At 74.1% G+C, this 13,366-nt stretch carries 11 protein-coding genes; 5 read left to right on the top strand and 6 right to left on the bottom strand.

Features of this window, described 5'->3' with window-relative positions:
- Window positions 1-96 precede the first annotated feature (96 nt).
- On the top strand, window positions 97-1,305 hold the full coding sequence (locus ACFQH9_RS23300) for a thiolase family protein (protein WP_379568921.1): 1,209 nt from the start codon (window positions 97-99) through the stop codon (window positions 1,303-1,305).
- Between the two features lies 1 nt (window position 1,306).
- The gene (locus ACFQH9_RS23295) at window positions 1,307-2,005 is read left to right on the top strand and encodes an SDR family oxidoreductase (protein WP_379568919.1); all 699 of its coding nucleotides are present in this window, start codon (window positions 1,307-1,309) and stop codon (window positions 2,003-2,005) included.
- Between the two features lie 196 nt (window positions 2,006-2,201).
- On the opposite strand, the gene ACFQH9_RS23290 is transcribed toward ACFQH9_RS23295, so the two are convergent.
- From ACFQH9_RS23290 to ACFQH9_RS23280, 3 genes are all read right to left on the bottom strand, one after another.
- Window positions 2,202-2,855 carry a TrmH family RNA methyltransferase gene (locus ACFQH9_RS23290; protein ID WP_379568917.1) on the bottom strand — a complete coding sequence of 218 codons (654 nt, stop codon included), beginning with the start codon at window positions 2,853-2,855 and terminating at the stop codon, window positions 2,202-2,204.
- A gap of 230 nt (window positions 2,856-3,085) precedes the next feature.
- Complete coding sequence (locus ACFQH9_RS23285) at window positions 3,086-5,515, bottom strand: AAA family ATPase (protein ID WP_379568915.1); 2,430 nt, start codon at window positions 5,513-5,515, stop codon at window positions 3,086-3,088.
- Window positions 5,512-6,207: a hypothetical protein gene (locus ACFQH9_RS23280; protein ID WP_379568913.1), complete on the bottom strand. Its 696-nt coding sequence runs from the start codon at window positions 6,205-6,207 to the stop codon at window positions 5,512-5,514. Before ACFQH9_RS23280 ends, ACFQH9_RS23285 begins: the two co-directional genes overlap by 4 nt.
- Window positions 6,208-6,631: 424 nt before the next feature.
- On the opposite strand from ACFQH9_RS23280, the gene ACFQH9_RS23275 reads away from it, so the two are divergent.
- The 3 genes from ACFQH9_RS23275 to ACFQH9_RS23265 all read left to right on the top strand — a co-directional run bounded on the left by ACFQH9_RS23275 (window position 6,632) and on the right by ACFQH9_RS23265 (window position 10,505).
- A complete protein-coding gene (locus ACFQH9_RS23275; RefSeq protein WP_379568911.1) occupies window positions 6,632-7,969 on the top strand; it encodes a ferredoxin reductase family protein in 1,338 nt (445 codons plus the stop codon).
- A 125-nt stretch (window positions 7,970-8,094) separates the two neighbouring features.
- Window positions 8,095-9,480, top strand: a complete 1,386-nt coding sequence (locus ACFQH9_RS23270) for a DUF4142 domain-containing protein (protein WP_379568909.1) — start codon at window positions 8,095-8,097, stop codon at window positions 9,478-9,480.
- On the top strand, window positions 9,480-10,505 hold the full coding sequence (locus tag ACFQH9_RS23265; RefSeq protein ID WP_379568907.1) for a hypothetical protein: 1,026 nt from the start codon (window positions 9,480-9,482) through the stop codon (window positions 10,503-10,505). The genes ACFQH9_RS23270 and ACFQH9_RS23265 overlap by 1 nt, the downstream gene beginning before the upstream one ends.
- 112 nt (window positions 10,506-10,617) lie before the next feature.
- On the opposite strand, the gene pyrE is transcribed toward ACFQH9_RS23265, so the two are convergent.
- From pyrE to ACFQH9_RS23250, 3 genes are read right to left on the bottom strand one after another with little or no spacing between them, the layout of a single operon-like run.
- Window positions 10,618-11,202, bottom strand: a complete 585-nt coding sequence (gene pyrE / locus ACFQH9_RS23260; RefSeq protein ID WP_379568905.1) for an orotate phosphoribosyltransferase — start codon at window positions 11,200-11,202, stop codon at window positions 10,618-10,620.
- Between the two features lie 3 nt (window positions 11,203-11,205).
- A complete protein-coding gene (locus ACFQH9_RS23255; protein ID WP_379568903.1) occupies window positions 11,206-11,976 on the bottom strand; it encodes an SDR family NAD(P)-dependent oxidoreductase in 771 nt (256 codons plus the stop codon).
- 27 nt (window positions 11,977-12,003) lie between these two features.
- Window positions 12,004-12,681, bottom strand: a complete 678-nt coding sequence (locus ACFQH9_RS23250) for a type III secretion system chaperone family protein (RefSeq protein ID WP_379568901.1) — start codon at window positions 12,679-12,681, stop codon at window positions 12,004-12,006.
- Window positions 12,682-13,366: the final 685 nt, after the last annotated feature.

Raw genomic sequence — 13,366 nt, 5'->3', positions numbered from 1 at the left:
CGCTGCCGCGGGGACGTGACGTGGCGCACCCTTGCTGAGTTCCTAAAAGCAACGCAGACTGGGTTGCATCCAGGAACTCAGAGCGAGGAGGTTCCGATGCGGGACGCGGTGATCGTCGAGGCCGTCCGGACGCCGGTCGGCAAGGGCAGGCCGGGCGGTGCCTACGCCGAGGTGCACCCGGTCGAGCTGCACGCGCACGCCATCCGGAGCGCCGTGGAGCGGGTGCCGGGTCTGCGCCCCCACGAGATCGACGACGTGATCGGCGGGGTGGTCGGGCAGGTCGGCGAGCAGAGCGGCAACACCACCCGGTTCGCCGCGCTGGCCGCGGGCCTGCCGGAGTCGGTGCCGGCCACGACCGTCGACCGGCAGTGCGGCAGCAGCCAGCAGGCCCTGTCCTTCGCCGCGCAGGGTGTGCTCGCCGGCGCGTACGACGTCGTCGTCGCCTCCGGTGTCGAGTCGATGTCGCACGTGCCGATCGGCAGTTCGGCGAACGTCGACGGCGTGCGCGCGGACGTGCACGGCCCCTCGATCGCGCGGATCTACCCGGGCGGGCTGATCCCGCAGGGCGTGAGCGCCGAGCTGATCGCGCGGAAGTGGGGCCTGTCCCGCACGCAGCTCGACGAGTTCGCGCTGACCAGCCACCAGCGGGCGGCCGCCGCGTGGGAGCAGGGCTTCTTCGCCTCGCAGGTCGCGCCGCTGAAGGTCACGCACGCCGACGGCACCGTCACCCAGCTCGAGCGCGACGAGACCGTCCGCCCCGGCACCACCCTCGAGGCGCTCGCCGGGCTGCGGCCCGCCTTCGCCGACAGCCGGTGGACCGACCGCTTCGGCGAGATCGACTGGAAGGTGACGGCGGGCAACTCGTCGCCGATCAACGACGGCTCCGCCGCCCTCGTCGTGACGACCAGCGAGATCGCCGCGCAGCGCGGCTGGCGGGCCCGCGCCCGGATCCACACGACGACCGTGACCGGCGACGACCCGGTCTACATGCTCACCGGGATCATCCCCGCCACCGCGAAGGTGCTGGCCAGGGCAGGGCTGACCCTCGCGGACATCGACGCCTTCGAGGTCAACGAGGCCTTCTCCTCGGTCGTCCTCGCCTGGCTCGCCGAGACCGGCGCGGACCCGGCGAAGGTCAACGTCGACGGCGGCGCGATAGCGATCGGTCACCCGCTCGGCGCCAGCGGCGCCCGGCTCGCCACCACGCTGCTCGGAGTGCTCGAGCGGACCGGCGGCCGGTACGGCCTGCAGACCATGTGCGAGGCGGGCGGTACCGCCAACGCCACGATCATCGAGAGGCTCTGACATGGACGTCTCCGGAAGCGTCGCGCTGGTCACCGGCGCGAACCGCGGGCTCGGCCGGGTGCTCGCCTCGCAGCTGCTCGAGCGCGGCGCCACGACGGTCTACGCCGCCGCCCGCGACCCGCAGTCGATCACGGACGAGCGGCTCGTGCCCGTGGCGCTCGACGTCACGGACCCCGACTCGGTCCGCCGAGCCGCACAGGCGTGCGGCGACGTCACGCTCCTGATCAACAATGCCGGCCGTGCCGGGGCCGGCTCGCTGCTCACCGCCGACCTCGGCGCGGTGCGCGGCGAGCTCGACACGAACTTCCTCGGCCCGCTGCTCGTGACCCGGGCCTTCGCCCCGGTGCTCGCGCGCAACGGCGGCGGCGCGGTCGTCAACGTGCTGTCGGTGCTGTCGTGGCTGGCCGCGCCGCTGCACGGCTCCTACGCCGCGACGAAGGCGGCCGCGTGGTCGTCGACCAACTCCGTGCGCGCCGAGCTGCGCGGCCAGGGCACGCAGGTCGTCGGGGTGCACGTGGGCTACATGGACACCGACATGACCGCGGGCCTCGACGTCCCCAAGGTCCCGCCCGCCGGAGTCGCCGCCCAGATCCTCGACGCGGTCGCCGCCGGCGAGGACGAGGTCCTGGCCGACGACCTCACCCGTGGGGTGAAGCAGCTGCTGAGCGGCCCACCGGCCGCCCTCGCCCCGTCACGCTGAGCAGGGCGCCCACCGTCCACCGCACCATGATCGCGGCGAGCGTGACGTGAGGGTCGCCAGCACAACCACACCGTCACGCTCGCAACGATCACGGGACCGCGTGTCGCCGAAGATCACTGTCAGGGTGACAGGAGCGCTGCCGCGACGGCCGCACCGTCACGCTCGCGATGATCCCCGGAGTGTCGGCGTCCGGCCGTTACCAGGCGCGGGAGAGGTCGGCGTGCCGCCGGATCCAGGCGTGCATGGTGATGCCCGCGGCGACACCGGCGTTGATCGAGCGGGTGGAGCCGAACTGGGCGATCGAGACCAGGAGGTCGGCGCCGGCGCGTGCCTCGGGGGTCAGGCCCGGTCCCTCCTGGCCGAACAGCAGCACCGACTGCCGCGGCAGGTCGGCGGTCTCCAGGGGCACCGAACCCGCGGTGTTGTCGACCGCGACCACCGCGAGCCCGTGCTCGCGGGCGAAGCCGAGCAGCCCCGCGACGTCGGGATGGTGGTGCAGGGTCTGGTAGCGGTCGGTGACCATCGCGCCGCGCCGGTTCCACCGCCGTCGCCCGACGACGTGGACCGCGGCCGCCGCGAAGGCGTTGGCGGTGCGGACCACGGTGCCGATGTTGTGGTCGTGGCCGAAGTTCTCGATCGCGACGTGGAACGGGTGGGCCCGGGCCGCGAGGTCGGCGACGACGGCCTCGCGCCGCCAGTACCGGTAGGCGTCGACGACGTTGCGGCGGTCGCCGTGCTCGAGGAGCTCGGGGTCGTAGCGCGCGTCGTCGGGCCACGGCCCCTCCCACGGGCCCACGCCGACCTGGCCCGGCACGGCCCACTCGGTCGCCCCGGCGCTCTCCTCCTCCACCACCCCATGATCCCGCCCCCGTCCGGCGCGGCCCGACCCGCCCGCACACACCGCGGAGGCGTTCCGACGGGTGCGCGGCGCGGCACACCGCGTTCCGACGCCCGGCCGCAGAGCACCTCGGGGGCGAGGTGCCGGGACGGCGGGCATGTGGACCACGTCCTGGAGCTCACCCTGGCCCGCTCGAAGGGGCCCGAACTTCGCATCAGGGTTCCCTGACGCGTTCTCCTCGGTCACGCCGGGGGCGGTGTGGCCGCGGCCGAGCTGCCCTCCTCCCGCTCCCGGATCGCGGGCAGCGCCAGCCGGACGGGCGCGTGGGCGCGGTGCGCCCCGGCCGCCGCGGCGTGGTACTCCTCCAGCTGGGCCAGGAAGTCCGGGTCGGCGTAGACGCGGCCGTCGATCGTCGGGCCCTGTCGCCCGGTGAGCACCGCCTCGACGTCCTCGCCGGTCAGGGTCTTGTGCGTCTCCAGCGCGTGCGCGATGGCGAGCACCGCCGAGCGGTTCTCGGCCAGGATCTCCGCGGCCTTGTCCAGCAGCCCGCCGAGGTGGTCCTCGATCCGGTCGGCGAGCGCGCGGCGGATGACCTCCTCCGTGCTGCCGTCCTTGCCCGGGGCGCCCTTGCCGCCGCCGGGGGAGCCGACCTCGAGCCGCCGGGCGGAGGAGTACGACGACACCGTCGACCCCATGCCCCAGAAGCCCTCCATGAACGAGGCCACCGTGGTCGCGGACTCCAGGTCGCCGGACACGCCGGACGAGCTGTCGCCGTCGAAGAACATCCGCTCGCCGGCCAGGGAGGCCAGCGACACGAGGATGTCCGCCTCGTACTCCGAGCGCCACCGGGTGAACTGGTCCTCCGGCGGGATGCTCGCGACCATGCCCAGGTAGTCGCTGCCCTTCTCGATCGTCGCCAGGTCGATCTCCATGTGCTCGCGCACCCGGAAGGCGACGACGGCGTGGCAGCCCTCGTGCACGGCGACCGCGTGCCGCTCGCGCTCGATGTACTCCACGTCCTCGGGCGGGCCGAGCTCCTTGAGCTGCTTGGCCTTCATCAGGTCGCGGTAGGTGATGACCTCGCGGCCGTCCCGGATCGCGGTGATCAGGGCCTCGTTGACGAGGTCCTTGATCGTCGCGCCGGTGGCGTACGGAGTGATCGTCGCGAGCTTGTCGAGGTGCTCGTCCGTGATCTCGTGCGGCACCTTGTCCAGGTAGCCCTGGTAGGTGCGGATCCGGCCGGCCTTCGAGGGGTAGCCGACGCGGTAGATCCGGTCGATGCGGCCCGGCCGCAGCAGCGCCTCGTCGAGCGACTCCGGCATGTTCGTGGCCATCATGACCAGGATCCGGTACTTCGGCGGCGGCTTCGGCCGCATGCCCAGTGCCCGCCGGCCCCACCGGTTGAGCAGGCCGCGCGGCTTCTTCAGGCCGGAGAGCTCGGTGAGCAGCGCCTGCAGCGTGCCCATGCCGCCCCCGCCGCCGCCGTTCATCGCACCGCCCATGACGAACCGGCTGCGCGGCTCCTCGACCGGCGGCGCCGCGGCCGATCCGGTCCGCATCGACTGCCGGAACAGCATCGACTGCGTGTCCCGGGACAGGTAGGAGAAGCCGTGACAGCCCGTGCCGTGGAAGGGCGGCGGCGCGAAGCCGCGCGGGCCCCCGCCCGGGCCGGTGACGGCGAGCGAGCCGCGGTTGCCCAGCGCGTCGGCCTCGTCGAAGAAGACGATGACGCCGCCGTAGCGCAGCGACAGCTTGCGCAGCTTCCGGAACAGCGACTTCACCTTGAGGATGCCGACGCCCATGAACATGTTGATGAAGGCGCCGGGGTCGACGAAGACGTAGGGCTTGCCGGTCTCGCCCGCGACCGCCTCGGCCATCAGCGTCTTCCCGGTGCCGGGCGGGCCCCAGAGCAGCAGGCCGCCCGGGACGTAGCCGCCCTTGGCCTCGATCTCGTCCGGCTTCTCCAGGAACATGATGTTCTCGCGGATCCGCTGGACCACGTGGTCCTGGCCCCAGACGTCCGAGAACCGGGTCTTGATGTCGTCCGGGTAGTAGGTGTCCACGCCGCCCCGGGAGAGCAGCCAGAACAGGCCGATGAACTGGAACGCGATGAAGAAGAACGCGAAGGCCAGCTGCAGGATGAACGGCAGCGCCTGCCAGATCAGCGCCGGGGCCTGGAAGATCGCCAGGAAGGGCGAGGTGCCGAGCGCGGCACCGGCGACCAGGGCGATCAGCACCACCAGCAGCGCGATCTTGATGACGCGGGCCAGCCGGAAACGGGTCCAGTCCGAGAACCGCTTCTTGAGCGCCCGGTCGGTGCCGCCGAAGACCTTCCGCGTCCAGAAGACGTGGTAGGCCGACCACCGCTCCGACACGAAGTAGTGGAGCTGGCGCAGCAGCTCGAGCCCGGCGAGCCAGAGCAGCCACTGCGACTCGACGGTCTCGATGCGGAACGCGTCGGCGAAGGTGATCAGCGGGTTGTCCGCGACCTGCGACCAGACGATCACCAGGAACGCGACGACGAACAGCAGCAGCAGCTTGCCGCGGTCCCACAGCGACATCTTCCTGCGGCGCGGCTCGACCTTCTCCGGCGGCGGCACGTGCGCCGCCGGCGGCTCCGGGGGTGGACCCTCCGGCTGCCCCGGTGACCCGAGGTCGTCGACGATGGTCATGGGCCCTCCCGAACCGTGAACGAGGAGACGACGCCGTCGATCTCGGACTGCCGCTTCTCGAAGCAGTCCGCCGAGCAGCGGGCCAGCGCGAGGTACAACTTGCTGGCGTCGTCGTTGAGGTAGCCGGTCTGGTCGAAGATCTGCGGCGCACCGCCGTTGACCCGGTACGAGAAGACCGTGTGCACGCCGCGGATCCCCTCACCCGGGGTGAGCACCTCGTCCCCGAGCAGGGTGAACCCGGTGAGCCCGCTCTGCTGCCCGCCCAGCTGCATGGTCTGGCGGGCCGTGTCGGACACCGGGTAGATGAAGTCCCGGATCGTGTCCAGGGAGATCTGCCCGCGCGACTTCGCCGGGATCGGCTGGACCGTCACCAGGATGGCCGGCGAGTCGGCGGACTCACCGATGATGTGGCTCAGCGAGGGGCGCGCGTCGGAGTCGTACGCCTGGATCCACACGCCCTCCGTGGAGTCCTTCGCGGGGGTGACCCCGAGCCGGCTCTCCAGCTCGGCGGGGTCGACCTGCTTCCACGACGTCGGCACCTTCAGATAGGTACGGTCGGCGGAGTTGGTGACGTAGGTCCAGGAGGGCGCCCCGCAGCCCGCGAGGAGCGCGACCACCATCCCCGTCGCCAGTAGTACCGGCGCGAGCAGCGCGGGTCCACGCCGTGCCCGGCGCCCCGCTCGTCCTGCCATGGAAGCCCTCCCCCCACCGTGACTCTTCCGTGACCTTCGAGTATGCGGCACGAACCGCCCCCGACATTGCACCGTTCAGGTTGCGAAGACGTGTCCCCGCCGCCCGAAGTGTGACCTCTGCGTTCGTCGCGGGTCAGGCTAGGGGCGGCAAGGTCAACGGCGGGTGAGGGGCCGGTGCGCGGTGCGCACCGGGCATCCTGCGCCGTGCGGACACGGTCGGTCTGCGAGTGGTGGCGATGGGCGACCGCCCGGCGTGCGCGGGGCCCGAATCTGAGGGGGTTGCTCGGCGTTCGGAGCAATTGGGACGGCGTTCGGGGCAACTTCGCGTCCGTCGTCGACCGCCGGGCCCGCACCGGGCGCCGTCGCCCGGCACGGCCTTAAGCTTCCGTACCTCTCCGGCGGGGCTTGCCTACCGTCCCTCGCCGTGGACAGGACGACGGTCTCGGCGGCCCCGGCGGCGGGCGCCCGGGCGGCATGGGTGACGGCGCTGCTCGTGGTGCTGGCCGGCCCCGCGCTGGCGCACCTGCTGACCTCCGAACCCATGGGCATGTGGCGGCAGCTGTCGTCCGTGACCGGGCTCGTCGCGGCCTCCGCGCTCGTCTGCACCGCCGCGCTGCCCTCCCGGCTGCGCGGGCTGACCCGGGCCTTCGGCATCGAGACCGTCGTCGGGCTGCACCGCCAGCTCGGCGTCCTGTCCGCGGTGCTGATCCTCGTGCACCTGGCGGCCGTGGTCGCGGCCAACCCCACCCAGGTCGCGCTGCTGAACCTGCCCACCGCGCCGAACCGGGCGCGGGCCGCTGTCGCCGCGACGGTGTCGATCGCGCTGCTGGTCGTGCTGGCGGTCTGGAAGCGCAGGTTCAACCTCCGCTACGAGGTCTGGCGCTGGCTGCACGTGATGCTGGCGGTGTTCGTGCTGGGCGGCAGCGCGCTGCACGTGCTGTGGTTGCAGCACCTGGTCAACGACGCCGTGATGGGCCCGATCCTCACCGCGCTGGGCATGCTCGTCCTCGTCGTGTTCGCGATGCGCTGGTGGGGCCGGGCGGTCCTCGACCACGGCGGCGAGTTCGCCGTGCAGGCGGTGCGCGCCGAGAACCCGACGGTGACCACGCTGGTGCTCTCGCCACGGGAGGGCAGCGAGGGCCTGCGCTTCTCGCCCGGCCAGTTCGCGTGGGTGCGGCTGCAGCGCTCGGCGGTGGAGGAGCACCCCTTCACCATCGCCAGCAGCGCGCACGATCCGCGGTACACCGAGTTCACCATCCGCGGCACGGGCGACTTCGCGACCGGCGTCCGCGACCTGCGCCCCGGTGAGTCGGTGTGGGTCGACGGCCCGTACGGCTCGTTCACCTGCGACGACGTGCCCGCCGCCGGGCTGGTCCTGATCGCCGGCGGGGTGGGCATCACCCCGATGATGAGCATGCTGCGCACCGCCGCCGACCGGGGCGACCAGCGGCCCCACCGGCTGATCTACGTCGCCCGCGACACCGGTGACCTGCTGTTCCGCGACGAGCTCGCGATGCTGCGCCGCTACCTCGACCTGGAGGTCACGGAGGTGCTCCGGCGGCCCTCCGGCAACTGGACCGGCGCGACCGGCGAGATCGACGTCGCGCTGCTGACCACCGTGCTGAACACCCTCGACGTGAGTGCCCGCAACGACTACTTCCTCTGCGGCCCGCCGTCGATGGTCTCCGACGTGCACGGCGCCCTGACCGTCATGGGCGTCGACGACGACCACATCCACACCGAGCAGTTCGACATGGCCTGACCCTCCGACCACCTCCGCCGGCCGGTGCCGCCCGGCGGAGGGACCCTCCGCACGACCCGGCCACGCTCCCCCTCGCGGCCGGCACGCACCCGCTCCCCACGGGCCGCTCCCCGAAAGGTCCCCCGATGTTGCACCGCATCCCGCGCTCCGTGCGCTGGGCCCTGCTCGTCGCCGTCCTCGGCGCCGTCACGGTGTCCGTCCTGCAGTCCTGGACGACCGGCGCGCCGGGCACCGGCGGCTGGCAGCAGACCCAGTGGGGCCCGCTCGGGCCCGCCGACCGCGACCTGCTGATCAAGGTCCGGCAGGCCGGTCTCTGGGAGGCGCCGACCGGCCAGCAGATGTCCAAGCAGGCGACCAACCAGCAGGTCCGCGAGACCGGGCAGCACCTGGCCGAGCAGCACGCGGTGCTGGACCAGATCGACCGGGAGACCGCGGACAAGCTGGGCGTGCAGCTGCCGAGCCGGCCGACGGACCAGCAGATCGGCTGGATGAACCAGATCACGAACACCACGGGCACGGACTACGACCGGGTCGCGGTGCAGATCGTGCGCGAGGCCCACGGCAACGTGCTGCCCGTCATCGCGCAGGTCCGGGTCAGCACGCGCAACGAGCTCGTCCGGCAGTTCGCCGACACCTCGTTCCAGTACGTCACCGGGCACATCGCGATGCTCGAGGCCACCGGCCTGGTCGACTACTCCGCCCTGCCCGAGCCCCCGTCGCCCGGCCTGCTCAGCGGCGCCACCTCGCCCGCCGACATGATCGTTCCCGCGATCGTGTTCCTGGCCTGCGTGGCGGCCGCGATCGGCCTGCTGGTGACGCTGCGGCGCGGCAAGAAGAAGGCGCCAGCGCCCGCCGCCCCCGCCACCGGCCGCCAGCTCGCGGCCCTGCACTCCGCACCGGTGCTCACCATCCCGGAACCGCGGGAGGCGTCGTCGGGACGACGCGGGAAGCGTGCCCCGCTGCCGGTGGGGGGCGCCGCGCAGGCCGCCGGAGCGACCGCGACCGGCGGCCACCGGGCCGCTCGGCGCCGCGGCTCGAACAGCGGCGGCTTCCGGATCGACGACTCCGGCGGCTACCGCGTGCCCGAGGCGGCCGACCAGGCCGCTCCGGCCGGCCCGTCCGACTCCGGCGCCTTCCGGCGCGCCGACACGGGCGGGCACCGGCTCACCCGCTCGGCGTCCGACACCGGGGGCCACCGCGTCCGCAACGCGGCCGACTCCGGCGGCCACCCGACGGCCCGCACCGCGACCGCCGTCAGCGACTCCGGCGGCTACCCGTCCGTCTCCGGCTCCGGCGGCTACCCGTCCGTCTCCGACACCGGCCCGCAGCGCCGGCGCCGCGCCGGCGACTCCGGCGGGTTCCGCTTCGACGACCTGCTCGGCTCCGACCGGGCCGGCACGACCGGCGGCCACCGCGTGCCGCGCACGACCGACACCGGCGGCCACCGGCTCGACGAGTACGACCCGGCCGCCCGTCACCCCCGCTCCACGACCCGAGGAATGACCCACTGATGGCAACCCGGACCGACACCCCAGACACCCCCGAGACCCCCCGCGTCGGGCGCACCGCCCGGTCCGCCCGCCTGCGTCGGGTCCTGCTGACCACCGCGGCCGCCGCCATGGTCATGATCCCCACCGGCTGCGGGTACGCGGCCGCCGCCGACCGGATCTCCACCGGCGGCAGCCACGCGGCGCACGCCGCCGCCCCGGTCGCGGACCGGGAGGACCAGCAGGGCTCGGCCGAGGCGACCGCCGGGGCCGACGACGCCGGGGCCGACGACGCCGGTGCCGACGCCGAGGCCGGCGCCGGGGGGCAGCAGCAGGGCCGCGGTGCGGAGAAGCGTGCGGACCAGGCCGACGCCAACGCCCGGAACGGGCAGGACGACGCCCGGAACGGGAACGCGAACGGTCAGAAGCAGGCCCCGGCCGAGGAGCAGGCCGGGGACGCCGCCGGCCAGGGCGGCGACCAGGCGAAGGCCGGCGGCGAGAAGATCAACGGCCTCGACGTCCTGGCCCGCGACTGCGCGAAGAGCAACCTGCCCCCGCACGACGGGTTCCAGAAGGGCGACCGCTGCGTCTCGACCGCGTTCGGCGAGGTCGGCGACGCGAACCAGAACCCGTCCCTGCTGATCACGAAGTTCCCGCAGAAGGTGCAGGCGAACCAGCCCTTCAGCATCGACGTGACCACCCGCAACCTGAAGCGCGACCGGTTCCTCGGCGCCGCGGCGGGCGGCTACTACCTGGAGAGCTCGCTGCTCGACGACAACGGCATCCAGCGCGGCCACTTCCACACGGCCTGCCGGATGATCTCGCTCGACAAGGCGCCCGCCCCGGGCGACAAGCCGGCCTTCTTCCTGGCCACCCAGGACAACAAGGGCGGCGCCGGCGAGAGCACGGTGAGCGTCGACGTCACCGGCCTGCCCAAGGGCATCGCCCAGTGCAGCTCGTGGGCCGGTGACGGCTCGCACCGCATCCCGATGATGGAGCGGGCCGACCAGACCCCGGCCTTCGACTCGGTCCGGATCCAGGTCGACTGACCCCGGCGGGGGCACGGTTCCGGCTCCCGTCCGACCCGAAGGACCCGGTACGACGGCCGGGAATGGGGCGGGCCGGGCGGGGCCGGGACCAGGGGCCGGACGGCGGCCCCTGCTACAGCCCCAGGTCGGCGAGGCCGAGGAGCGCGCGGTACGGCGCGCCCTCGGCCTCGATCGCTTCCCGGGCCCCGGTGGCGCGGTCGACGACGGTCGCCACGCCGACGACGGTGGCCCCGGCCTCGCGCACCGCGCGGACGGCCTGCAGCACCGAGCCGCCGGTCGTGGAGGTGTCCTCGACGACGAGGACCGGGCGGCCCGTGATGTCCGGGCCCTCGATGAGCCGCTGCAGCCCGTGCTCCTTGGTCGACTTCCGGACCACGAACGCGTCGACCGGCGGGACCGCGGGGTCGACCGCCCGCTCGGCCGCGGCGGCGTGCAGCACGGCGTCGGCCACCGGGTCGGCGCCGAGGGTCAGCCCGCCGACGGCGTCGTAGACCCAGTCCGCGGTGAGCGTCCGCAGCAGCCGCCCGACCAGCGGCGCGGCCTCGTGGTGCAGCGTCACCCGACGCAGGTCGACGTAGTAGTCGGCCTCGCGCCCGGACGACAGCGTGACCTTCCCGTGCACGACCCCGAGCTCGCGCACGAGCTCGGCCAGCCGCAGCCGGTCGGTGTCGTCGGTGGGGTCGGTGGCGGTGCTCATGGTTCAGCGCTCCCGGTCGAAGGTGGCGACCAACCGGCGGACGACGCGGCGCGGCAGCACGCCGACCACCGACGAGATCGCCTTGTACTGCAGGCTCGGGACGGACACGACACGGCCGCCGGCCAGGTCGGCGAGGCACTCGTCGACCACCCGGGCGGCGTCGAGCCACAGCGGCCCCGTGCGCGCACCGACGTCGATGCCGGCCCGCTCGTGGAACTCCGTGCGGACGAACCCGGGGCAGAGCGCGAGGGCCCGCACCCCGGTGCCGGCCAGCGAGGCCGCGACGCCCTCGGTGAACGCGGTGACCCAGGCCTTGTCGGCGGTGTAGGTCGAGCCGCTGCCCGGCAGGAACCCGGCCACGCTCGAGACGTTGACGACCGCGCCGCGACCCCGGTCGACCATCCCCGGCACCACCGCGCGCGTCAGCTGCAGCACCGCGGTGACGTTGAGGTCGTGCTGGGCCTGCAGGTCCTCGGCCGACGTGGTGAGGAAGCTGCCCCGCTGGCCCATGCCCGCGTTGTTGACCAACAGGTCCACCGGCGCGCGGTCGGGGTCGGCGAGCCGGCGGACGACGCGGGCGCGCTCGTCGGGGGCGGTCAGGTCGGCGGGCAGGACCTCCACCGAGACACCCGCCTCGCGGTACCGCGCGGCCGCCTCCTCGAGCCGGTCGACGGTGCGGGCGACGAGCACGAGGTCGCGCCCCTCGGCGGCGAGCCGGTCGGCGAAGGCGGCACCGATGCCGGAGGTGGCGCCGGTGATCAGGACGGAGGGCACGCGGGCGACACTAGTCGGCCCGGGGGCTCAGCTGCCCGTCGTGTGGCGTGTGCCGTCGAGCGCGTGTTCGAGGGCGGTCGCGACCTCGGCGAGGTCGGCGAGCAGGTCCTGGCCGCGCTCCGGTGTGACGTCCGTCGGCGCCGCGGCGAGCACCCAGGTGTCCTCGGCCCACAGCAGCTCGATGTCGTCGCCCACGGCGTCGGCGGCGTCGGCCACCCGGTCGGTGAGCAGCGGGCGGATGGCCTCGGCGTCGGAGACGAAGGAGTAGCGCTCGCCCACCGGCTCGAGCAGGTCCAGGCCGGCCCCGTCCGCCTCGGGGAGCGGGGCCGAGGGCAGCCGCAGCTCGACGGCCGCGGGCAGCGCCTCACGCAGCTGCACCGCCACGACGACCGCGTTGACCCGGCCCTGCTGCTCGTGGTCGAAGAGGAAGCCGTGCCGGCCGCCCTCCGGGGTGGGGACGGTGCCGCTGGCCAGGTTGCGGGCGATGCCCGGGCCGCCGTTCTGCACGGTCCCGTAGCGCCAGCGGCTCGGCAGCACCGGGTCGCTGTCGAGGTACTCCCAGTCGTGCAGCGCGGCCCACTTCCGCCGGTCCCGCGCCCCGGGTTCCCGGGCCCCGCCGCCGCGGCGGTCGGCGAGGAGCAGCGCGGCGCCGGCGAACAGCGCGACCACGGCGATCACGAACCAGACCCACGACGGAAGACCCACGTCGTGACCCTAGCGCCGCAGGCCCCGACCGTGCGGGAACGCCACGATCACCCGTCCGGGGAAGACGGTCGAACGTGGCCGGACCGGCGCCGAACGGCGGGCGCGGGGAACCGGCGGCACATCGGACGGCACATCGGACGGCACATCGGACGGCACATCGGACGGTCGTCACGTGGGCGGGCGCGCCGGATCCGCCGCCCAGTCCGCGCGTACGGCGTCGGCCTTCGCGCCCTCCTTGCCGGCCTCGACGACGGCGTCGCGTCCGAGCCCGAGCAGCGCGTCGCCGGGTCCGCCCAGGGGTTCGAGGACCCGGGCCGCCGACACGGCGTACCGCTGCGTGACCCGGGCCAGGGACGCGAGCAGCGCGCCGAGGCCCGCCCGCACCTCCTCCAGCCACGCGAGCAGCGCGCGGACGCNCGCGAGCAGCGCGCGGACGCCCTCGGCGAGCCGGGCGGCGAGCGTGGCGGCCTCGCCGATCGGGGCGGCGGCCGCGAGCGGGGTGAGGACGCCGGCGCTCGCGATCGAGGCGAGCGCCCACCGGGCGAGGTCCCAGAGGAAGGACGCCACCGTGTCGCGGATCAGCGCCCGCTCCGCGCCGACGGTCGCACCGACCTCGAGGAGGCGGTCGGCCACGGCGGCGCAGTCGGCGGCCAGCCCGGACAGGGCGGCGGCGTCGCGGCCGGCG

Origin of the sequence: Pseudonocardia lutea (assembly GCF_042658055.1) — a bacterium.
Taxonomy (GTDB): domain Bacteria; phylum Actinomycetota; class Actinomycetes; order Mycobacteriales; family Pseudonocardiaceae; genus Pseudonocardia; species Pseudonocardia lutea.
The sequence above is the reverse complement of the archived record's forward strand: the minus strand, read 5'-3'. Positions and strand labels throughout refer to the sequence as shown.

Coding starts and splice junctions, on each gene's coding strand:
- ACFQH9_RS23270 (WP_379568909.1), top strand. CDS start 8,095: ATGTTGCACCGCATCCCGCGCTCCGTGCGCTGGGCCCTGCTCGTCGCC.
- ACFQH9_RS23300 (WP_379568921.1), top strand. CDS start 97: ATGCGGGACGCGGTGATCGTCGAGGCCGTCCGGACGCCGGTCGGCAAG.
- ACFQH9_RS23285 (WP_379568915.1), bottom strand. CDS start 5,515: ATGACCATCGTCGACGACCTCGGGTCACCGGGGCAGCCGGAGGGTCCA.
- ACFQH9_RS23295 (WP_379568919.1), top strand. CDS start 1,307: ATGGACGTCTCCGGAAGCGTCGCGCTGGTCACCGGCGCGAACCGCGGG.
- ACFQH9_RS23265 (WP_379568907.1), top strand. CDS start 9,480: ATGGCAACCCGGACCGACACCCCAGACACCCCCGAGACCCCCCGCGTC.
- pyrE (WP_379568905.1), bottom strand. CDS start 11,202: ATGAGCACCGCCACCGACCCCACCGACGACACCGACCGGCTGCGGCTG.
- ACFQH9_RS23280 (WP_379568913.1), bottom strand. CDS start 6,207: ATGGCAGGACGAGCGGGGCGCCGGGCACGGCGTGGACCCGCGCTGCTC.